The 22,481-nt window shown below is 51.9% G+C and carries 17 protein-coding genes and 3 riboswitches; of the genes, 15 read left to right on the forward strand and 2 right to left on the reverse strand.

Translation table 11 applies throughout. From position 1 onward, the window contains the following. The first annotated feature begins 8 nt into the window (after positions 1-8). A riboswitch (SAM riboswitch) is annotated at positions 9-126 on the forward strand. Between the two features lie 108 nt (positions 127-234). From BBI15_RS03045 to BBI15_RS03060, 4 genes are all read left to right on the forward strand, one after another. Then, positions 235-1,065, forward strand: a complete 831-nt coding sequence (locus BBI15_RS03045; RefSeq protein WP_068872116.1) for a MetQ/NlpA family ABC transporter substrate-binding protein — start codon at positions 235-237, stop codon at positions 1,063-1,065. A 21-nt stretch (positions 1,066-1,086) separates the two neighbouring features. Beyond that, on the forward strand, positions 1,087-2,259 hold the full coding sequence (locus BBI15_RS03050) for an acyl-CoA dehydrogenase family protein (RefSeq protein WP_068872117.1): 1,173 nt from the start codon (positions 1,087-1,089) through the stop codon (positions 2,257-2,259). A gap of 211 nt (positions 2,260-2,470) precedes the next feature. Continuing rightward, a complete protein-coding gene (locus tag BBI15_RS03055; protein ID WP_068872118.1) occupies positions 2,471-3,316 on the forward strand; it encodes a DegV family protein in 846 nt (281 codons plus the stop codon). Positions 3,317-3,540: 224 nt separating this feature from the next. Continuing rightward, positions 3,541-4,536: a tRNA dihydrouridine synthase gene (locus tag BBI15_RS03060; RefSeq protein ID WP_068872119.1), complete on the forward strand. Its 996-nt coding sequence runs from the start codon at positions 3,541-3,543 to the stop codon at positions 4,534-4,536. A 42-nt stretch (positions 4,537-4,578) separates the two neighbouring features. Here the strand turns inward: BBI15_RS03060 and BBI15_RS03065 are convergent, their stop codons facing one another. After that, a complete protein-coding gene (locus BBI15_RS03065; protein ID WP_068872121.1) occupies positions 4,579-5,373 on the reverse strand; it encodes a hypothetical protein in 795 nt (264 codons plus the stop codon). A 238-nt stretch (positions 5,374-5,611) separates the two neighbouring features. Between BBI15_RS03065 and BBI15_RS03070 the strand changes: the two genes are divergently transcribed. Continuing rightward, on the forward strand, positions 5,612-5,833 hold the full coding sequence (locus tag BBI15_RS03070) for a hypothetical protein (protein WP_068872123.1): 222 nt from the start codon (positions 5,612-5,614) through the stop codon (positions 5,831-5,833). 53 nt (positions 5,834-5,886) lie between these two features. Here BBI15_RS03070 and BBI15_RS03075 read toward each other — a convergent pair whose 3' ends face one another. Then, complete coding sequence (locus BBI15_RS03075; RefSeq protein WP_167358021.1) at positions 5,887-6,474, reverse strand: TetR/AcrR family transcriptional regulator; 588 nt, start codon at positions 6,472-6,474, stop codon at positions 5,887-5,889. 127 nt (positions 6,475-6,601) lie between these two features. On the opposite strand from BBI15_RS03075, the gene BBI15_RS03080 reads away from it, so the two are divergent. The 10 genes from BBI15_RS03080 (at position 6,602) to BBI15_RS03125 (ending at position 22,326) form a co-directional block, all read left to right on the forward strand. After that, positions 6,602-6,985: an MFS transporter permease gene (locus BBI15_RS03080; RefSeq protein ID WP_068872125.1), complete on the forward strand. Its 384-nt coding sequence runs from the start codon at positions 6,602-6,604 to the stop codon at positions 6,983-6,985. Positions 6,986-7,087: 102 nt separating this feature from the next. After that, positions 7,088-7,196, forward strand: a riboswitch (SAM riboswitch). Positions 7,197-7,311: 115 nt separating this feature from the next. Continuing rightward, positions 7,312-8,703: an LLM class flavin-dependent oxidoreductase gene (locus tag BBI15_RS03085; protein ID WP_068872127.1), complete on the forward strand. Its 1,392-nt coding sequence runs from the start codon at positions 7,312-7,314 to the stop codon at positions 8,701-8,703. Positions 8,704-8,813: 110 nt separating this feature from the next. Beyond that, on the forward strand, positions 8,814-10,328 hold the full coding sequence (locus tag BBI15_RS03090) for a sodium:solute symporter family protein (RefSeq protein ID WP_068872133.1): 1,515 nt from the start codon (positions 8,814-8,816) through the stop codon (positions 10,326-10,328). Positions 10,329-10,494: 166 nt separating this feature from the next. Next, positions 10,495-11,064: a copper resistance CopC family protein gene (locus tag BBI15_RS03095; protein WP_068872135.1), complete on the forward strand. Its 570-nt coding sequence runs from the start codon at positions 10,495-10,497 to the stop codon at positions 11,062-11,064. Further along, positions 11,061-12,122, forward strand: coding sequence for a copper resistance D family protein (locus BBI15_RS03100; RefSeq protein WP_068872136.1), 1,062 nt, complete (start codon positions 11,061-11,063; stop codon positions 12,120-12,122). Before BBI15_RS03095 ends, BBI15_RS03100 begins: the two co-directional genes overlap by 4 nt. A gap of 225 nt (positions 12,123-12,347) precedes the next feature. Then, a complete protein-coding gene (locus BBI15_RS03105) occupies positions 12,348-14,336 on the forward strand; it encodes an acyltransferase family protein (protein WP_068872137.1) in 1,989 nt (662 codons plus the stop codon). A gap of 138 nt (positions 14,337-14,474) precedes the next feature. Continuing rightward, complete coding sequence (locus BBI15_RS03110) at positions 14,475-15,308, forward strand: DUF6920 family protein (protein WP_068872138.1); 834 nt, start codon at positions 14,475-14,477, stop codon at positions 15,306-15,308. Between the two features lie 103 nt (positions 15,309-15,411). Further along, positions 15,412-15,512: riboswitch (SAM riboswitch) on the forward strand. A 104-nt stretch (positions 15,513-15,616) separates the two neighbouring features. Further along, positions 15,617-17,464 carry a bifunctional homocysteine S-methyltransferase/methylenetetrahydrofolate reductase gene (locus BBI15_RS03115; RefSeq protein WP_068872681.1) on the forward strand — a complete coding sequence of 616 codons (1,848 nt, stop codon included), beginning with the start codon at positions 15,617-15,619 and terminating at the stop codon, positions 17,462-17,464. Beyond that, positions 17,457-20,894 carry a methionine synthase gene (metH, locus tag BBI15_RS03120; protein WP_068872141.1) on the forward strand — a complete coding sequence of 1,146 codons (3,438 nt, stop codon included), beginning with the start codon at positions 17,457-17,459 and terminating at the stop codon, positions 20,892-20,894. The genes BBI15_RS03115 and metH overlap by 8 nt, the downstream gene beginning before the upstream one ends. A gap of 430 nt (positions 20,895-21,324) precedes the next feature. Then, complete coding sequence (locus BBI15_RS03125) at positions 21,325-22,326, forward strand: LLM class flavin-dependent oxidoreductase (protein ID WP_068872143.1); 1,002 nt, start codon at positions 21,325-21,327, stop codon at positions 22,324-22,326. The last annotated feature ends 155 nt before the right edge of the window (positions 22,327-22,481 follow it).

The raw sequence follows: 22,481 nt of genomic DNA on the forward strand, positions 1-22,481 counted from the left end.
TACATAATTTCTTATCCAGAGAAGTGGAGGGACTGGCCCTTTGAAGCTTCGGCAGCGGAACAGATTGGATTCCAATTTGAAACTGTGCCAAATCCAGCAGGTGCGCAAGCGCTTGAGAGATGAGAAGAGCCGGACGGTGAGCCACTCTTCTTTTTTATGAAGAGGGGCTTTTTCTATTGGGCCGAAGTTGATAGCATTTCATTCAAAATAAAAAAGACCAAGGAGAGATGGCAGATGAACAAGCGTTGGGTTGGCATGATCGGGATTTCAAGTGCGTTGTTATTGGCTGGATGCGGCGATAGTGGGGAGGCTTCAGGAGATGATAAGAAAGAGGTGCGTGTCGGCTTTGGCGTCGGGACGTATGAGCAGCAATTCAAGGAAGGGATCTTGCCTATTTTGGAGGAGAAAGGGTATAAAGTGGATACGACGACGTTTTCCCAGAACATGCAGTTGAATCCGGCGATGCAGGAAGGCTCGATCGATGCGAGCATTTTCCAGAGCACGGCGTATATGGAAGGGATCAACGACGAACTCGGCATGGACATGACGGGCATCGCGTTTGTGCCGAGCGCGCCTCAAGGCTTGTATTCGGTGAATCATCAATCGCTCGATGAAGTGCAAGACGGCTCGACTGTCGGTTTGCCGAACGATCCGGTCAACCAGGAACGCGCAGTGCGCATCTTGGAGGAACTCGGGTGGGTGACGGTGTCAGACGATGCAGGCGTGACGGATTTTAATTTGAACGCAGTGGAAAATGCGGATTACGATCTGGACTTGAAAGTATTGGACCCAGCGCAGATTTTGGTGTCGCTTCAGGATATCGACTTCGGCGTCGTCAACGGCAACTACATCGCCAATGCGCCGGACCGCAAGATTACCGACGCCTTGAAAATCGAGAACACGCCGGAACAGCACCGGATTGTGGTGACGATTGAGGAAGAAAATGCGGATACTGAGTGGGCGAAAGATTTGAAGGAAGCTTATGAATCCGAGGAATTCCAGGAATACATCGAGTCGAACGAGCAGTACGACGGCTTTATTTTGACGGAGGAATGGACGCAATAGATAGAAGAAAGGTGAAGACTGATGGATATCACAAAAGCGAAAACATTCGAAGAACGCATGGACATATTGAATGAGACGGTGGCGCCGTTCACGGAGCGGGCTGCGCAAAACGATCTGGAGCGGAAATTCCCGTTTGAGAATTTCAATGAGCTGAAGGCGATCAATTATCCGGCTCTGACGATTCCGAAACAGTACGGCGGAGCGGGCATTTCCTTAGTTGAAATGCTGCGCTATCAGGAAGCGATCAGCCGCGCGGACGGGTCGACGGGTCTGTCGATTGGCTGGCATATGGGCATTGTTCAAGACTTGGGAGAAACGAATAAATGGGATGAAGCCGTGCTCGAGACTTTATTTGACGACATTAAAGCGCGCGGCGCCTTGATCAATAATTGCGCGACGGAAAAGCAGACCGGAAGCCCGACGAGGGGCGGCAAGCCGTCGACCACAGCGAGAAAAGTGGGCGGTTCGTGGGTCATCGATGGGCGCAAGTCGTTCACATCGATGGCGCCGGTGCTGGATTATTTCAATGTGACTGCTGTGATTGAAGAGACCGGGGAAGTGGGTTATTTCCTCGTGCCGCGGTCGGCTGGCGGTATAGCGATCGACGAAACATGGGATAGTGTGGCGATGACCGGCACGGGAAGCCATGATTTGGTGTTGACGAATGTCCGAGTCGAGGAATCGGCGTTGGTCGAGATCAGTGTGCCCGGTAAAAAGCAGCCGGCCGGATGGCTTTTGCATATTCCGGCGTGTTATCTCGGAATCGCTCAGGCTGCGCAGGATTACGCGATTCGTTTTGCGCAAGATTATTCGCCGAACAGTTTGAACGGGCCGATCATCGAGTTGCCGAACGTGAAACAGAAGATCGGCCAAATAGAATTGGAATTGCAGCGGGCGCGGCATTTTCTTTATTCCGTGGCGAAACAATGGGACGAATCGGACGAAGAACAGCGCTCGCAGATGGCTGCGGAACTCGGGGCCGTGAAAGTCGCAGTGACGAATTCAGCTGTCGACATCGTGGATTTGGCGATGCGGGTGGCGGGTGCACACAGCCTGTCGGAAAAATCGCCGTTGCAGCGCTATTACCGCGATGTGCGGGCAGGACTCCACAACCCGCCGATGGAAGATATGCTCATTCCCTCGCTTGCGGATTTTGCGATCGGCAACGCGAAATCAAAACAACCGGTCAAATAAGATAGAGCCGCGGATTCCTTGGGATCGGCGGCTTTTTCTTTTTATAATTGGAAAGATATAACGAATATAAGTGCAAATTATGTCGGCGCTTACATTAAATCCTCCTAATATGACATCTGTCACTAGCCACCACGGCAGAACCCCCTGTACGTTAACTACAGCAGACAACTGCTTCCGATATGGAATTTGCATCTAGAGGGGAATTTTTAGAATGAAAAAAATCGCATGGATTACGGATACAGCAGCGCAATTGGATGATGCATTCATCCAACGGCATCATGTCTATGTGTTGCCCCTTAGTGTCGTGTTTGAGGATGGGTCGTACCGTGAGTCGATCGACCTGACACAAGGAGAATTTTACGATAAATTAAAGGCGGCGAAAGTATCGCCGAAAACATCACAGCCGGCCATCGGCGAGATGACGGCCTTATACGAACAATTGCAGTCCGAAGGTTATGATTTGGCGGTGGCGCTCCATTTGTCGAGCGGATTGTCCGGTACTTACAATAGCGCGCTATCAGCTGCCGAAATGGCGGATTTCAAGGTGTACCCGGTCGACTCGAAAATCGGTTCATTCCCGATGGGGAAAATGATCGAGATCGGCAATGAATTGTTCGCAGCCGGGAAAGAACCGGAAGAAGTCGTGGAGACCATTAATCAATTAGCCGCCAAATCGCATCTGTCGTTCATTCCGTCGAGTTTGAACCAATTGCACAAAAGCGGGCGTGTATCAGGGACGCAGGCATTCCTCAGCAATATCCTGAACATCAAAGTGGTCATCACGTTCGTGGACGGAATCACGGTCATGAAGGAGAAAGTCCGTTCAAACAAGCGCGCCAAGGAAAGCGTCAATTCAGCCTTGCGTGCGGATATGGAGACGGGCATGGTGCCGGAAGTGGCGGTCATCCATTGCAATAACGAAGCCGGTGCCGAAGCATGGAAAAACGAATTAATGAAAGAGTTTTCTGGGCTGAAAGTGGAAGTCATCCCGTTGAGCGTCTGTGTCGGCGTCCATGCCGGCGAAGGCACGACCGGCTTGAGCTGGGTCAGTTATTGAAAATTTAGAGAATCATCAGAAACCCCTGGACTGCGGTCCTGGGGTTTTTTTGAGGACGAAAACAGCCCACTTTCCATGGGCACGCGAATCGTGTAAACTGTATAAGGTTAAGAAAAGAAGAGCATGTTGAGAAGTTGGACATTTTTGGGTTCCCATTATAGATGACAGTGAATTTTTGGATGAAGGAATGCTTCATCCCGTAAGGAAAGGATTGGAATTGAGTTATGAAAGAGAATTTTTGGCGTGACTTGCCGAAGCCGTTTTTTGTATTGGCGCCGATGGAAGATGTGACGAATGTGGTGTTTCGCCATGTCGTGGCGGCAGCGGCGAGCCCTGATGTGTATTTCACGGAATTTACGAATACGGAAAGCTATTGCCATCCGGAAGGCATCCACAGCGTGCGCGGGCGTTTGACGTTCACGGAAGACGAGCAGCCGATCGTCGCCCATATCTGGGGCAACAAGCCCGAGCATTTCCGCGACATGAGCATCGGCATGGCGGCGCAGGGCTTTAAAGGCGTCGACATCAATATGGGCTGCCCGGTCCCGAACGTTGCGGCCAAAGGAAAAGGCAGCGGCTTGATCAATTATCCCGATAACGCAGCGGAAATCATCCAGGCCGCGAAAATGGGCGGATTGCCCGTCAGCGTCAAGACGCGCCTCGGCTATACGAGTGTCGACGAATGGCGTGGCTGGCTGACACATGTCCTGGAACAGGACATCGCCAATTTGTCGATCCATTTGCGGACGAAAAAGGAAATGAGCGCCGTGCCTGCGCATTGGGAGTTGATCCCTGAGATCAAGGCATTGCGCGATGAGATCGCGCCGGATACGTTGCTGACGATCAACGGCGACATTCCGGACCGCAAGACCGGCCAGGAACTGGCGGATAAATATGGCATCGACGGCGTCATGATCGGGCGCGGGATTTTCCATAACCCGTTCGCGTTCGAGGAGGAGCCGAAAGAGCATAGCACACAGGAATTGTTCGACTTGTTGCGCCTGCACTTGGACCTCCACGATAAATACTCGACGGAAACCGAGCCGATCGCGTTCAAGCCGTTGCGCCGTTTTTTCAAGATTTACGTGCGCGGCGTACGTGGTGCGGGTGAACTCCGCAACGATTTGATGCACACTGAATCGACCGATGAAGTGCGCGCGTTGCTGGATGAATTCCAATTCGCTGCGAGCGGCGCAGGAAGCTCAAGTTCAGAATCATAAAGCAAGAATCCCTCCCCGCCGTTACGGCGGAAAGGGATTTTTTTAATTGGCGTCACGATATCGGTAGATGGACTGGTAGAAGCGGGTTTGGTATTCCGTTTCGAACGACGAGCGGCTCCAGATGCTCTCTTTATCGGACGTTTCCTCGGTCTCGACCAATTTCAATTCGCCGGCTTCAAGCCTCATGATTTTGGACTCCACAGATTTCAGTTCATTTTGCTGGCGGTCGAGCGCACGGATTTGCACTTGCACTTGTTTCGTTTCATCCAGATTGTTTTTGACGAAGAACGCGTTTTGGTAATCGCTCGAGTTGCAGTTTTCGGTGCGGCGGCGGACGCATTGCTTTTCGGAGCTCATGAAGACGATCGTGATTTCCTCGCCGTCTTGCTTTTCATCCGCAGCCGCAATCGCGGAATCGAGCCGGACAATATACGATGCCTTTTCCGCTAAAGGGTAGACCCAGACGATGAAAAACAGCATCGTCGTGCAAAGGACCGCTGTGAAGCCCCATACGACTTTCGGGTTGTAAAACGATTTCGGTGCCCCTCTATAGACGATGCCGGCAATGATATTGATGATCGAGAAAATCACTAGGAAGGCGCCGGCGACGATCAGTCCGACCGTCAATTCAAATCCGCTCTGGAAAAATGCGAGATTATACGCCTCGGAATAAACATAATTGAGCACGGCGCTGATCAGGATCAGCCCAATCAGCACAGCCATCGGTTTTTTCCAGCGATAGGTCTCCACCATGCCGGTTTTGTTGCTGATGCTGCTCCAGAGAAACCAGCCGTAAGGAAAAAAGAAAATCAGGATGACTAATGTGACGATGCCCATGGAATCATGCCTTTCATAAGAGGATTATGTGTAATTGGCTATTGTTTACATTATACGAGGGAATAGATAAAAAAGATTCAATTTTTTTACAGTTTCTTTATTGACTAGAAGATGTTTTGCCATGCCGGGTTGAACTATACCCGGGAATGGCAGCGATTATGGTATAGTAGTTGACTTAAGGCAATGATAGAGGGGGACTAGAAAGCCTCCAGCCAATCCTAAATTGAGGTGTAACCGAATGAATAAACGATGGACGATCGATAAAATCCGGACATTCGTCAACAATAACTCCGAGAGCACATTATTGTCGACCGAATACCACGGCTTCTCCCAAAAGCTCTTGTTCAAATGCGCGTGCGGCAATAACTTCGAGAAGACCTTCACGAAGTTCAATAAGAGTAACCAGCGCAAATGCGATACGTGCCAGCCGCCGAAAGCATCACGCGGGCAGGAACAATAACGGAAACGCCAATTCCCCTTTACAGGGAATTGGCGTTTTTTTAGGCTAAACCATTATAGCTTGCGGATGAACAGGATGATCTGGATGTACATCTCCGCCATTTCTTCTGGCGTCTCCGTCAAATCATTATCCAGCCATTGCTCGATGAGGCCGAGGAATGCGGAAGTGGCGAAGGCTGACAGATAATCGTCCGGCACGCTGGCGCTTTGGAAGAAACGTTCGTTTTTAAGCATATTGCCGATAAAATGGCCGATGAAAAATCCTTTAAGCCGCTTGTGGAAGCCGTTTTGGTTATGCTCACTTAAAAACGCGCGGAAAGCGGCAGCATTCATTTCGATATAGCGGAATACTTCAACGGATTGGATGGACACATTGCCTTTATCCGCTTCGGCCAAAAGCATTTCGGGCTGCAATTCTTTCAACTGCTGGGCCAAGCCGTCGAGCAGCTGTTCTTCCATTTGGTCCAGCAAATCGTATTTGTCGAGGTAATGCAGATAAAACGTTCCCCGGTTGATCCCGGATGCTTTGGAAATATCCTGGACAGAGATCTTGATGAAATTCTTTTTGGCCAGCAGCTGCAGGAAGCTTTGCTGGATTTTTGCTTTCGTTTTTTCGTTCATGTCATCATAAATGGCTGGCACGCTATCTCCTCCAAACCGCTTAACAGCTGTGTCTTTTCTGTTTATTGCTTCCAGTATAGCAGGCATTTAAAATAGATAGTAACCACCCAACAGTGTGTTGAGTGAAATTACAGGATAGGTGATGGACATGAAGAAAAAAATGGCCGTAATGGGGATTGCGCTGCTGGTTGCTCTGTATATGCTCGGGAAAGCATTTTTATTGAATGAAGAGATCAAAATGTTCTTGCTGATCTTTTTCGGAATTGGACTCGTCCTCGCGCTGCTCCGTTTGTTAGTGAATAACTCGATCAAGAAAATGAAAGGCAAGGATTGGAAAGTGAAAGTGCTGTTCTTTACGGTATTGCTCGGTTTCGGATTGCCGTTCCAGTCCTGGTTCCGGACAGAAATCTTATTCAAAATGGACTCCGCTTATTTAGCGGGCAGTGTGGCCATGCTCGTATTAGGGATGGTTTTCATGACCCTATTCTACGGCTTTGCCAAAACAAAAATTCGGACCATGCAATTAGCTTGATGAAATGTGCTAAGCGAGATATTTCCAAGGAAAAATAAAATAGTTTTGAAAATTCGGTTGACTTCTTTATTTCCTAGTATTAAGATAGGGATTAATTTAATAATCTTATCCAGAGAAGCCGAGGGACTGGCCCGTTGACGCTTCAGCAACCCCTGATATTATTCAGGAAGGTGCTACTTCCAGCAAGGAGAGATTCCTTGGGAGATAAGAGAGCGGACCCGACTATTCAAATAGCCCTCTTTTCTCGTTTTATTGAGAAAAGAGGGCTATTTTTATTTTCCAGTGAGGGCTGCGGAAATTGGAATTTCAAAAGGAGGAATTTGACGATGACGAAGAAACGGATTTATTTGAATGCATTTGAGATGGTGTGTGCAGGCGGGCACCAGTCGCCGGGATTGTGGCTTCACGAGGACGACCGGTCGCATACATACAAGGACAGCGAATATTGGATCGAGCTCGCGAAGCTATTGGAAAAAGGAAAGTTTGACGCGGTGTTTTTGGCTGATGTGCTCGGGACTTACGATGTCTATGGCGGCACGCGCGACGCGGCGCTTCGCAATGCGGTGCAGACGCCGGTCAACGACCCGCTATTGGTCGTGCCGCTCATGTCGTCGGTGACGGAGCATTTGAGTTTCGGGGTCACGGCATCTGTCAGCCACGAACATCCGTACACCTTCGCGCGGCGCATGTCGACACTCGATCATCTGACAAAAGGGCGCATCGGCTGGAACGTCGTCACTTCCTATTTGAAAAGCGCCGCAGTCAATATCGGGCTCGATGACCAGATGAGCCACGACGAACGCTATGAATTCGCGGCCGAGTATTTGGAGGTTTGCTATAAATTATGGGAAGGCAGCTGGGAAGATGGCGCGGTCGTGCGCGATCAACAGTCGAAAGTCTATACCGACCCGTCGAAAGTGCACGACATCCGCCACGAAGGCACATATTTTAAAGTGCCGGGCGCTCATCTATCTGAACCGTCGCCACAGCGCACGCCGGTATTGTTCCAGGCAGGCGCTTCGCCGCGCGGCCGGGAGTTCGCCTCAAAGCACGCCGAATCGGTGTTTACGGCAGGGCCGACGATTCCCGTCGTGAAAAAAGGTGTCGACGCGCTTCGTGAACGCATTCAAGCGAACGGCCGGAACCCGGAAGATGTGTTGGTGTACACCACCTTCACCGCAATTGTCGGGAAGACCGAACAAGAAGCGCAAGAGAAATACGAAACCTTGAAAAGCCATGTCAGCTACGAAGGCGCACTCGCACTTTTAAGCGGTTGGACAGGCATCGATTTCTCCGGATACGAGCCGGACGATACGCTCGAATACATCCAAAGCAACGCCATGCAATCGGCGGTCGAAGTATTCACGCGTGCCGATCCGGACAGAAAGTGGACGATCGGGGAACTGGCGACTTTCGTCGGCATCGGCGGAAGAGGGCCGGTCGCGGTCGGGACGCCGGAGCAAGTAGCCGATGAAGTGGAGCGCTGGAGAGATGAAACCGGCGTCGACGGTTTTAATTTGGCGTATACGCTCGCACCCGGAAGCTTCGAGGACTTTGTCGAACTGGTCGTTCCTATCTTGCAGGAACGCGGGCTCGTGCAGAAAGAATACGCAGACGGCACATACCGCGAGAAAATCTACGGCAAAGGCCAAGCGCAACTGAAAGACAATCATCCGGGCAAAACGTTCAAGCACTTGCACGAAACAGTTAACAACTAGAGGGGGAATGAGGATGCTGACAGCTTATTGGATCGCCGTCGCCGTCTTTTGGATTGCGGGGCTGGCTTTATGGAACAAACTCTATCCAAAACAAAAAGGAGGCGAACGCAATGGGGGATGAGACAACTTGGCTATTGCCGCTGATTGCTTTGATGCTCGTCGGCTATTTCGCCTTGACGACATGGCTCGGGAAAAAAGGCAAAGCCCATAGCGGATCGATGAAAGGCTTTGCGATCGCCAAAGGCAAAGTCAATCCGGCGGTCGTCGGCATGAGCTTCGGCGCCTCATACGCCAGTGCGAACTTGTTTCTTGGCGTGCCGGGCTGGGCGTATACATACGGCTTGTCGACTTTATGGTACACAATCGGCTGTTTCGGGGTTACGTGGCTCGGGCTGTTGCTGTTCACGAAAACCTTCTGGCGCTACGGGCAGAAAAATGGCGGCAGCTTGACGATTCCCGAGTGGCTCGGCAACCGCTACAACAGCAAAGCCTTGCGCGTGCTCGTCGCATTATTGGTACTGTTCAATATCTACTATATCGTCGGGCAGAACGTCGGCTTAGCTACGATGTTCGAAACGGTCATCGGCATTCCGTATTTATGGGGTATCGCGATCGGCGTCATCATCACGATCGTCTACGTCAGTCTCGGCGGCGCGTTCGCACAGATTGTCAGCGACGGCATCCAAGGGGCGACGATGGCGGTCGTGTCGCTATTGTTATTCATCTCGTTATTGTGGACAATCGGCGGCGGATGGAATGTGTTCGGCACGCTGCAAGCGGAACTTCGCGCGATCGACCCGGCGCTTGTCGCTCCGCTGTCGACAGGCGGGCCGTTCTATAGCGGCTTCGCCATCTTGAGCATCCAGTGGCTGCTGTTTTCATTCGTGCTATTGCCGCATTTGATGAATAAAGTGCTGACTGTCGAAAAAGAGGAAGACTTGCGGACCTTCACTTTGTCTGCGGGCGTCTCTTTGTTCACCTTGTCAATCTTCTCGGTATTCGCAGGGCTCGCGGCGCGCATCATCCTGCCGGGGCTCGCGTCGGCGGACAGCGCCATTCCGGCGTATATCATGGAAGCTTTCCCGGTCGTCATCGTCGCGCTGCTTGTCATGGGCTTGATCTCCGCGATCCTGTCGACGACCGACAGTCTGTACCTAGGCATCACCAACAGCATCGGCAACGATTTGTTCAAAGTGCTGGCTGTGCCGGTTCTCTACAAAAACAGGAATCTGACGGAACGGGAACTCGATGCCAAAGTGCTGAAGGCGTCGAAAGTGTCGCTCGTCTTCATCGGCCTTGTGTCACTTTATATGTCGATCAACCGGCCGGAATCCTTGGCGCTGTTGACGAATTTCGGGACTTCCGCGATCATCAGCGGCATCGCGGCACCGATCAGCCTCGGCTATTTCTGGAAACACTCCAATAAATCCGGCGCCATCGCTTCCGTCGTCAGCGGTGCCGGCTGCTATATGATCTTGACTGGCGCAGGCATCATCGAACACGTTTTCCAGGCGATGTTCTTCAGTTCGATCCTCGGCTTCACGTCGATGATCACGGTGAGCCTGCTTGCCGAAACTTTGAGAAAGCGCGAAAAGACTTCTCAGGAAGCGGTTCGTGGATTGTAAAGAAAAGCCCCGAAATCATTTGGGGCTTTTTTCTATGCCGCCAATCTTCAGAGAAATTTCATAAATCCAAGTGCACCGCTCTTGTTTCTTCCGTTCAAATGAAATAGGCTAAAAAGAGTTGTTGCACTATTTGAGTTGACTTAACAAGAAAGAAGGAATCATACCCATGAAGAAGACTTTGGTTTTATTAAGTGCGTTGTTGGTTTTGCCGATGACGGCACATGCCCATTCGGTGCTTGAATCATCCACTCCGGCAGAAGGTGAGGTTGTGGCTGAGCCAATTGAACAAGTGGTGCTCGATTTCAGCGCAGGCATTGAACAAGGCAGTGGCATGACGATGACGATGGATGGCACCGCTGTGGATTTCAGTGAAGTGGCTGTGATGGAAGACCAATTGGTCGGTACGCCGGCACAGGAACTAGAAGACGGTTCGTATGTCGTGGAATATGACGTGCTGAGCGAAGACGGCCACCCGATCCAAGGCTCACTTGCTTTTGAATTGCAGGCGGGCGAGGAACAAGCGGCGCAAGAAGAGCCGGCTGAAGAAGCGGCTGAACCGGAAGCTGATGAATCGGAAACGACAGAAGCGGCGGAAGCAACAGATACGGAACAGGCAGCAGCGAGCGATTCGGAAGTTGCTTCAGAAGAAGGCGGTTCGAGCATGACCTTTATCATTGCCGGGCTTGCCATTGTCCTATTGGTTGCTGCTGTTGTGTTAATGCGTAGAAAACGATGAGTTGGTTGATCGCACTGTCGGATTTTTTCCTCTATGTGATGCTGGCGTTTCTGGCAGGGGATGTCGTCTTGCGCTCCGTCAAATCGGAGAAAAAACCGTTAGTTGAAGTTCCGAAAAAACTGCTCTTGCTGGCGCTTGCGCTTATTCCGCTATTGCTCGCGCCGCCCGTCATCCAGCTGATCCTTTTGCTTTCGGACAGCTTTGGACCGGCGCAAGCAGTGGTGGATGTCGCAACTGAATTTCGCGCAGGCCAAAGCTATGTATTCGGCGTCTTGATGGCAGTGGCATGGTTAATCGTAGTATGGCGCAACGGTTCATGGGTGTTCCGCGCGTTTTGGCTTGTGCTCAGTGTGCTCAATGCGGCGTATGCGAGCCACGCTGCGTCGATTGCGGACTGGCAAGGCTTTGCCGGGCACGCCATCCATTTTTTAGCGCTCGTATTATGGGCAGGTGTTTTGATCCACATCGCCTGGTTTTTGCGCGACGGGCGCAATTGGCGTGCATTTCTCAAGTGGTTTACACCGTTTTCTATTGCTATGATGATCCTGTTGATCGGCAGCGGCATCTGGCTCATGCTATTTTTTGTGGCGCCGGAAGATTACGCGAGCTCGTGGATTTTGCCTTACGGGCAGCTCTTGCTCTTGAAGCATTTGAGCATCGTGCCGCTGTTGCTCGCGGCGTTCATCAATGCCTTCTTATCCAGAAGCGACGCTCCGAACCGCGCATGGCTTAAAGTCGAGAGCTCGCTATTGTTGTTGGTGTTATTGATCACCGCCTTCATGAGCAAGCTCGCGCCGCCGCATAACATCAACGAAACATTTCGCGTGGAAGGCAGCGCGCCATTTATCGAATGGTTGGCCGGGCCGCAATATTTGCCGGTGCACGCGGTGTGGACGCCGAACATCGATGCATTCCTGATGCTTTCGATCGGCTTGATTTTCCTGGGCTTGCAATGGCTAAGCTACCGTAAACAATTGCCTGAATGGCTGTCGTTCATCTTCGGCCTCGGGTTTGTCGTTTCGGTATATACCGGATTGATGTTCAGCTTCTTATTTTAATGAAGAACCTTGCCGGAGATGGCGAGGTTTTTTTCTTGGAAAGAAAATTTCGACTATCGGATAAGTTGTTGTGAGTTGCAGGGGATTCAGTTACACTTAAAATGGCAAGGAATGGATTTTAATTATTCAAAAATTTACACTTTAACAATAATTAGACAACTAGAAGTATTTTTGTATGCTGCTATTCCTTTCTCATAAAAATCACAGAATGGCGAGGTACATATAATGGCAGATTTACGGGTGCCTGAAAAGCGCTTCAGGCCCGAGCTGGAAGGAATCCGCGCGGTCGCCGCGCTTTTGGTGGCGGTCTATCATATTTGGATTGGGTCGGTTTCCGGCGGGGTTGATGTCTTTTTCATCGTCTCAGGATACTTGATCACAACGTCTCTTTTGTCACGGATGGTGCGCGAAGGCCGCATCAATTATTTGGAAAATTTATTGGGACTCGCGAAACGGTTGTTTCCGCTGGCATTTACGGTGCTTGCCGTAAGCGCTGTGCTGTCGATTTTCCTGTTGCCGCTCAGCACATGGCGCCAGACAATCGCCGAGTTGTTTTCGTCGATGTTCTATTTCCAAAATTGGCAGCTTGCCAATAGCGCCGTCGATTATTTGGCGCAGAACAATACGGCGAGCCCGTTCCAGCATTTCTGGGCATTGTCGATCCAAGGCCAGTTTTATGTAACATGGCCAATCGTCATCACGCTTGTTTATTTGCTGGCGACAAAAATCCTGAAAACGCCGGTGCGCAAAACTTTGCTCGCCGTGCTGACGGTGATTTTCCTCGCATCACTCAGCTATTCGGTTTATATCACGGCAGTCAACCAGCCGTGGGCGTATTTCGATACCTTCGCCCGCGCTTGGGAATTCTCGCTCGGCGGGATGCTCGCGTTGCTGCTCCCTTATTTGAAATTCTCAAACCGTGCACATCTCATCATGGGCTGGGTGGGGCTTGCAATTATCTCGTTCACTGGCATAGTGCTGCCCGTTTCGACAGTATTCCCTGGATTTGCGGCATTGCTGCCGACCGGCGGGGTGATCCTTGTCATCATCGCCAGTGAAAACGGCCAGGCATTCGGCGTGCAGAAATTGCTCGGGTCGAAGCCATTCCAGTATTTCGGCAGCATTTCTTACGGCTTTTATTTATGGCATTGGCCGCTATTAGTGTTTTACTATGCCTATTTCAATACCGAAACGGTCACCGCACTCGGCGGCATCGGCATTTTGGCCATCACACTCGTTTTGTCGATCATGACCATCCGGCTCGTCGAAAAGCCGGTGCGCGAGATGCCGGTCAAGCATTCGAAAAAACGCTTGTCGAAAGTATTGGTCGCGTTGATGACACCGGCAATTCTGGTCGGTCTCTCATGGGGCGTATTCGTCCAAGCAAGCAGCGGCGGCACAGCAACGGTAGAGGACAATCCAGGCGCACGCGCCGTCTCGGAAAATATCCAGCCGTCGAAAGAAGCTAAACTGCAACCGGATTTCTTATCGGCAAAAGAAGATTTGCCGACATTCTATAGCGATAAAGATTGTTTCTCGACAGGCAGTGTCAGCTCGAAACTCAAGGAATGTTCGTTCGGCGTAACGGAAAACCCTGAGCGTGTCGTGGCATTGGTCGGCGGTTCGCATTCCGGACATTGGTTCCCGGCACTTGAAGCCGTCGCAGAAGAAATGAACATGCGCATCGATGTCTATAATAAAGACGCGTGCCGATTCTCAAGCGGCGATTTCGACGGCCAATTGGATGAAGCGTGCATGACGTGGAACGATAACCTTCAAGAGCGCTTGATGGCAGAACCGCCTGATTTGATCTTCACGACAGCGACGGTGAATTCTGGCGATACGGTGCCAAAAGGGTATCTTGCTAAATGGAAAGAGTTCGAAGGGATCGCGGGGATTTTCGCCGTGCGTGACAACCCCCGCATGAAAGTCGATCCGACGCTGTGTCTCGATGAATTGAGCGTCGACAATTGCTCGGTTGAACGCAGTAAAGCGTTGTCGGATGTTGTGCCATGGGAAAATACAGAAGACATCCCGGACAATGTGACGTTCGCCGATATGTCCGAGTATTTCTGCACGGACGATACGTGCCCGCCGGTCATCGGCAATGTGCTCGTCTACCGCGATAAGCATCATTTAACGACGCTTTATTCGCAAACGATGGGGCCTGCATTAAGAGAACATCTCGAACCGGCTTTTGAAAAGTTGAACTGATGAATACTGAACGCCTCCGGAAGGGCACTCTTCCGGAGGCGTTTTCTATTGATTCGTTTTGCAGGGAAAACAAATGCTGTGTCGAAAGAGAATAGCAAGGAACAAAGTGCGCAGCAAAATCGGAGAGGGGTATGTGGCATGAAACGCAGATGGCCGGTTTTAGCATTGACGACGCTCGGGGCATACGGAATTTACCGGAAATATAAAGACATGACGCGGCTTGTTAAACCGACATGGCCGGAAGTCCGGCACGCCGGTGAAGTGGAACAGGCAAGAACGGACAATCTTCCAAAACCGATCGCCAAATGGCTGGAAGTGAGCGGCGCGATCGGCCGGGAACAGGTGATGGGCGTTTACGTAAAGCAAGTGGGCTGGATGAAAACGAAACCCGACCAGGAAGAATGGAGTGAATCGACCGCCGAGCAATACAGCTTTATGGAGCCGCCGTCGTTTTATTGGAAAGCGCGCATGAAAGTGGACGGCTTGTTCGTTACAGGGGCCGACAGTTTTCGGGATGGCCGCGCGGGCATGCGCCTCCGCTTTGCGGGCCTCGTGCCGATCAACCGGTCGATGCCGGACGGCAAGCTGGATGAATCGGCCTTGCAGCGCTTTTTAATGGAGATGGCGTGGCTTCCGGGACTGGTGTTCAGCCCGTACGTGCGGTTTTTGAACAGCAATGCCCATTCCGTGGAAGCGGAAATGACCTATAACGGGTCGACCGCCAATGTAACCTTCGAGTTTGATGAAACAGGGCGCATGAAGCGGGCGCGGGCGATGCGCTATAAAGACGTCGGCGAAGAGGCGAAGCGCTTGCCGTGCATTGCCGAAGTGCATGAATGGCAACAAGTCGACGGCATCGAAATCCCGCGTCGCATCGACATTACGTGGATCATCGACGGCCAAGCCTTCACGTGGTATAAATTCACTGTCGAAGCCGCCAAATTCAATCCGCGCGTTCCGGATGCCTGGTAAAGGCCGGAAATGTAACAGAAAGTTCTTTGTTTTTTGATAAATCACCTTGACCCAAATCATCGCAGGGGGTATCATGTGGGAATACTGAAAACTGCATAGTGAATTCTTATCTAGAGAAGTCGAGGGACTGGCCCGATGACGCTTCAGCAACCAGCCGTTAGGTCAGGTGCTAATTCCAGCAGGCATATGCCTGGCAGATGAAAAGGAACGAGTCCGATATCGTAAAGCCTTCTTTTTCATGGAAGGCTTTTTTTGTTTCATATCGATGCGTCCGCAGCTGCACGGCAAAATCAGACAGAGGAGGACGAATCATGTTATTGGATGAACTGAAAAAACGGATGCTGACGGCGGACGGCGCCATGGGAACGCTGTTGTACTCGTACGGCATCGAATATTGCAACGAGGAATTGAACATCCAGCGCCCGGAAGTGATCGAGAAGATCCACCGCGATTATATCGCAGCCGGGGCCGACATTATCCAAACGAACACATACGGGGCGAATGCCCATAAACTGGCGCGCTACGGGCTCGAAGAACAGACCGAAGCGATCAATAAAGCAGCGATCGCCATCGCCAATAAAGCCGCAAAAGACGGCGGGCAGTTTGTCGTCGGTACGATCGGCGGCATCCGCGGCATCCGGAAAAGCGATGCCACTTTGGATGAAATCGTCGCTATGGTCGACCAGCAGGCGAAGCATTTATTGTCCGGCGACCCGGACGGCTTATTGCTCGAGACGTATTACGATTTCGAGGAACTGGCGGCGACCGTCACCCATTTGAAGAAACTGACAGACGCCCCTTTAATCGCGCAATTGTCGATGCACGAACCCGGCATTTTGCAAAACGGCATGAGCTTAAACGAAGGATTGAAACGGCTCGATGCGCTCGGCGCGGAAATCGTCGGCGTCAATTGCCGGCTTGGCCCGCACCATACCATCCAAGCATTTGAAGGCGTCGAACTGCCGGAAAAAGCGTTTTTATCCGCTTATCCGAACGCTTCGCTATTGGATATCGAAGACGGGCGCATCGTCTATGAATCGGAAGCCGATTATTTCGGCCGTGCGGCACTGCTTTTGCGCGAAGAAGGCGTGAGACTCATCGGCGGTTGTTGCGGCACGACGCCAAAACATATCGAAGCAGTGAAAAAACGCATCGGCCATTTGCAGCCGATCACCGAAAAGAAAGTCGAAGAGAAAAAGCCGATTGTCATCCGCGAGGCGGAGGCGTTAAAAGACAAGCCCTTGCACGAAAAAGCGAAAACCGAGCGGACGATCATCGTCGAACTCGATACGCCGCGCCATTTGGACATCGAGAAATTCCTTGAAGGTTCAAAGGCATTGGACGCAGAAGGCATAGACGCCATCACGATGGCCGACAATTCACTCGCTTCGCCGCGCATCAGCAATATGGCGATGGGTTCGATCATCAAGCACAAGCAGGATGTCAGACCTCTTGCGCATATTACGTGCCGCGACCGTAATTTGATTGGCTTGCAATCGCATATCATGGGGCTGGATGCACTCGGCATCCACGACATACTCGCCGTCACGGGCGACCCGACCAAAGTCGGCGATTTCCCAGGCGCGACAAGCGTCTACGACGTGTCGAGCATGGAGTTGATCCAGCTCATCAAAAAGCTCAATGAAGGCATTTCATTTTCCGGGAAACCGTTGCGGAAAAAAGCGAACTTCTCAGTTGCCGCCGCGTTCAACCCGAATGTCCGTGTGGTGGAACGGGCGGTTCAAAGGCTCGAGAAGAAAATCGAAGCCGGTGCGGATTACTTCATTTCGCAGCCGGTCTACACAAAAGAGAAAATCATCGAAATCCACGAAGCAACGAAGCATTTGGACACGCCGATTTTCCTCGGGGTCATGCCGCTGACGAGCATCCGCAGCGCCGACTTCTTGCATAACGAAGTGCCGGGCATCAAATTGTCGGAAGAAGCACTTGACCGCATGCGGGCTTGCGGTGAAGACAAGGAAAAAGCGACCGCAGAAGGCATACAGATCGCAAAAGAATTGATCGACACGGCAGCGGAATTGTTCAACGGCATTTATTTGATCACGCCATTTGTGCGCTACGACATGACGGTGGAATTGATCCGCCACATCCGACAACTAGATTTAAAGAAAGCGAGCGATCGTGCCTATGCCTAAACATTTAATTGAACAGCAACTCGAAAAACGCATCTTGATCATTGACGGCGCGATGGGAACGATGATCCAAAACGCGGATCTGTCCGCAGAAGATTTCGGTGGTGAGGAATACGACGGCTGCAATGAATATTTGAATATTGTCCGTCCCGACGTGCTTGAAGGAGTACACGACGCTTATTTGGAAGCGGGTGCTGATATCATCTGTACGAACACATTCGGCGGCACGCCAGTCGTCCTCGATGAGTACGGGCTCGGGCATCGTGCAGCGGAAATCAATCAAAAAGCGGTCGAAATCGCCAAAAAGAGCCAAGCGAAATATTCGACGCCAGAATGGCCGCGCTTTGTTGCGGGTGCACTCGGGCCGACGACGAAAACTTTGTCGGTAACAGGCGGTATCACGTTTGATGAATTAAAGCAGGATTTCCAAGTACAGGCGAAAGCCTTGATCGAAGGGGGAGCGGATCTATTACTCCTTGAGACGAGCCAGGATATGCTCAATGTCAAAGCGGCGACGATTGCCATTCGCGATGCTTTTGAAGAAACTGGTGTGGAATTGCCGGTGATGATTTCAGGGACGATCGAGCCGATGGGCACGACGCTTGCCGGGCAGACGATTGAAGCGTTCTATGTATCGATCGAACACATCAAGCCGCTTTCAGTCGGCTTGAACTGCGCGACAGGGCCGGAATTCATGACCGACCATTTGCGTTCATTGTCTGAATTATCTTCAGGTTACGTCAGCTGCTACCCGAACGCCGGGCTGCCGGACGAAGAAGGGCATTACCACGAAACGCCGGAATCCTTGTCGAAAAAACTGCGCGGCTTTGCTGAAAAAGGCTGGCTCAATGTCGTCGGCGGCTGTTGCGGCACGACGCCTGCACATATCAAAGCGGTGCGTGAAGCGGTCGACGGGCTGGCCCCGCGCGAACGCAATGAAACAAGCCATGGCCATGCAGTATCCGGTATCGAAGTACTCGAATACGACGAGTCGATGCGCCCGCTATTTGTCGGCGAACGCACGAATGTCATCGGTTCGCGCAAATTCAAGCGGCTCATTATCGAAGGGAAGTTCGAGGAAGCGGCAGAAATCGCCCGTGCCCAAGTGAAGAACGGGGCGCACGTCATCGATATTTGCCTGGCGAACCCGGACCGCGATGAACTGGAGGACATGGCGGCATTCATGCAGGAAGTCGTCAAAAAAGTGAAAGTGCCGCTCGTCATCGACTCCACGGACGAAGACGTCATCGAAGCGTCGCTGAAATTCTCGCAAGGCAAGGCGATCATCAACTCGATCAATCTGGAAGACGGCGAAGAACGCTTTGATGCGGTCATGCCGCTCGTGAAAAAATATGGCGCTTCGGTCGTTGTCGGCACGATTGACGAAATCGGCATGGCCGTGACGCGTGAGCGCAAACTCGAAATTGCGGAACGTTCGTACGGATTGCTGACCGAAAAATGGGGAATCGCCCCGGAAGACATCATTTTCGATCCGCTCGTGTTCCCGGTCGGAACGGGCGATGAGCAATACATCGGCTCGGCGGTGGAAACGGTTGAAGGCATCCGCCTCATCAAGGAAAAGCTGCCGCGCGCCTTGACGATCCTCGGCGTGTCGAACGTGTCGTTCGGTTTGCCGCCGGTCGGCCGTGAAGTGCTCAATGCCGTTTATCTTTACCATTGCACACAAGCCGGGCTTGATTACGCAATCGTCAACACCGAGAAGCTTGAGCGCTTTGCGTCGATTCCGAAAGAAGAAGTGAAGATGGCGGAAGAATTGTTGTTCGAGACGACCGATAAAAACTTGGCGGACTTCACGGATTTCTACCGCGATAAGAAAAAGGAAAAAACCGAAGACGATATTCCGGATACCGTGCCGGAGCGCCTCGCGTACTATATTCTTGAAGGCACGAAAGAAGGACTCATCCCGGATCTTGAAAAAGCGCGGGAGATGTACGAAGACCCGCTTGAGATCATCAACGGCCCGCTTATGGAAGGCATGGCGGAAGTCGGCCGCTTGTTCAACGACAACCAGCTGATCGTCGCGGAAGTGCTGCAATCAGCAGGCGTCATGAAAGCGGCAGTCTCTTATCTTGAAGGCTTCATGGAGAAAAAAGAAGACGATAGCGGAAAAGGCAAGGTTGTACTCGCGACCGTCAAAGGAGACGTCCACGACATCGGCAAAAACTTGGTCGATATCATCCTGTCGAATAACGGATTCAAGGTTATCGACATCGGCATCAAAGTGACGCCGGCGGAACTGATCGAAGTGATCCGCAAAGAACAGCCGGACATCGTCGGCTTGTCGGGGCTGCTCGTCAAATCCGCCAAGCAGATGGTGCTGACGGCGCAGGATTTCCGCGAAGCGGATATCGACGTGCCGATCCTGGTCGGTGGAGCGGCCTTATCCCGACGCTTCACCGAAACGAAGATCGCCGCGGAATACGACGGCCCGGTCATTTATGCAAAAGACGCCATGCAGGGGCTGGACCTCGCGAACCGACTGCAAAGCGGCACCGGTAAAGCGGAATTGCTCGATGAACTCGGCGCCAAGCAGGAAAAGCGCCAGGCACAGGAAGCCGCGCGTGCTGAAAAAGGAGCCGTTGCTGTTGCCGAAAAACCGGTCAAGACCGTGCGCGAAGATGCGCCAGTTTACGTGCCGAACGATTTGCGCAGGCATGTCTCGAAAGAGTATTCAGTGGCGCACCTGTATCCATACGTTAATATGCGCACCTTGATCGGCCATCATTTGGGGCTGCGGGGGTATAGCGATAAACTCTTGCAGCAAGGCGACGCGCGGGCAGTGGAATTGCATGAACTCGCAACGAAGTTTCTCCAGTCCGGGTTCTTGAAGCCGGCGGGGATGTATCAATTCTTCCCGGCGCAATCGGACGGTGACGACGTCATCATCTACGATCCGAAAGATGCCAAGACAGAAATCGAGCGCTTCACCTTCCCGCGCCAACAAAAAGCGCCGTTCTTGTGTTTGGCCGATTATTTGAAATCGGTGAGCAGCGGCGAGATGGATTATGTCGCGTTCATGCAAGTGACGGCAGGACACGGCGTCCGTGCAGAAGCGACGCGCTTGAAAGAAGCGGGGCGTTTCCTGGAAAGCCATGCGCTGCAGGCGACCGCTTTGGAACTGGCAGAAGGTTTCGCAGAACGCATGCATCAGGAAATCCGCGACCAATGGGGATTCCCGGACGCGACGGACTTCTCGATGCGTGACCGGTTCGCGGCGAAATACCAGGGGCAGCGTTTCTCGTTCGGCTACCCGGCCTGCCCGAATCTGGAGGACCAGGCGAAGCTGTTCAATCTCATCAAACCGGAAGACATCGGCGTCCACTTGACGGAAGAATTCATGATGGACCCGGAAGCATCGGTTTCGGCGATCGTTTTCGCCCATCCGGATGCGCGTTATTTCAATGTAGAGTAATAGGGACGGACCGGGGGAGCCCGGTCCGTTTTAAAATTATAAAAGAAGTAATGACCGTCGAAACTTATGAAAAGAGTAGATACTGTTGTCAGATCAAAATAATCAATGATGATGCTAAGTGGTTTGGAGAAGTGTCTGCGCGTAAAACCTTCTGCTCAATAATGCTGCGCATTACTTCGCAAAGATAATGTCTCCCGTAGTTCGACCTTATCTTTCCTGTGGATCAGCGAGACGACCGAGACCCCGCAAGCAGCGAAGCGGCTGAGGAGGCTTGGGCGCGAGCCCACGGAAAGCGGGCAGTAAACTTCGGAAAGCCACCTTGAATTTAATTGTTTGATATATGATAAAGCGGACTGGCAGACCCCGGTCCGTTTTTCTTTGTGTTCGAGTGGTAAGATGAAGAGTAGAGAGTTACAGGAGGTGGGGACGGATGACCGTCTTGAATATTTTGGATTACTCGCCGATCGATGAAGGCGAAACGGCAGCTTCCGCGCTTCGTTCGACTGCGGAGCTCGCGCGTCTTGCGGACCGTTTGGGCTATAAACGCTATTGGGTCGCCGAGCATCATCAAGTGTTTTCGGTCGCGGGCAGTTCGCCGGAGATGCTCATGATGCATCTCGCGACACTCACCGAACGCTTGCGGATCGGTTCCGGCGGCGTCATGTTGCCGCATTACAGCGCCTATAAAGTGGCGGAGAATTTCCGTCTGCTCGAAGCGTTGCATCCGAACCGGATTGACCTGGGCGTCGGGCGCTCGCCAAGCTTCCGGCTCGTCAACCAGGCGCTCAATGAATCAAAAGGCAAGCGCGTCCCTTACGCCCAGCAACTCATCGACCTGGAGAAGTATATCACCGATGATGTGGACAGCGAACACCGCTTCCAGAAACTGAAAGCGACGCCGATCACAGAAACAGCGCCTGAACTATGGCTGCTCGGGACTGGCGAAGGCTCGGCGAAACTCGCGGCTGAACGGGGCATGGCTTATGCGTATGCACATTTCGCCCGCCCTGAACAGGCGGGCATCGACGCGATCAAACGCTACCGGGAAACGTTTACCCCGTCTGGACTACGGAAACAGCCACACGTCGCGATCGCTGTTTTCGCCATTATCGGCGAGACGGAAGAGCAAGCCGAACAGCTCGCCAAAGCGTTCGACCTATGGCTGTTGTTCGTCGAATCGGATTTCCAGCCGCCATATTACCCATCGGTCGAAACCGCTGAAAAGCGGCGCCTGAGTGCAGCCGAGCGAGAACGCGTCGAACGCAACCGGAGCCGCATGCTCGTCGGCACGGCCGAACAAGTCAAACGGCAAATCGAAACCGTCGCCGGACAATTCGGAGCCGATGAAATCACCATTATCCCGAATATCGCCGGCCACCAATCGCGCATGGACACCGTGCGTTTATTGGCTGAAGCATTCAATATGCAGTGAACGGATTGGGAAATCCAATATAAGTAAGTATTTCTCAGTATTGTCCTAATAATGGCATGCTTTGGATGAATAAGTATTCTAAAAATTTTATAAAGACTGAGAATATGAAATATTGCCTTTTATTTAAGGAAATTGTCCTTTATAATAGTAAAAAA

The sequence above is a fragment of the Planococcus plakortidis genome (assembly GCF_001687605.2).
Lineage (GTDB): Bacteria > Bacillota > Bacilli > Bacillales_A > Planococcaceae > Planococcus > Planococcus plakortidis.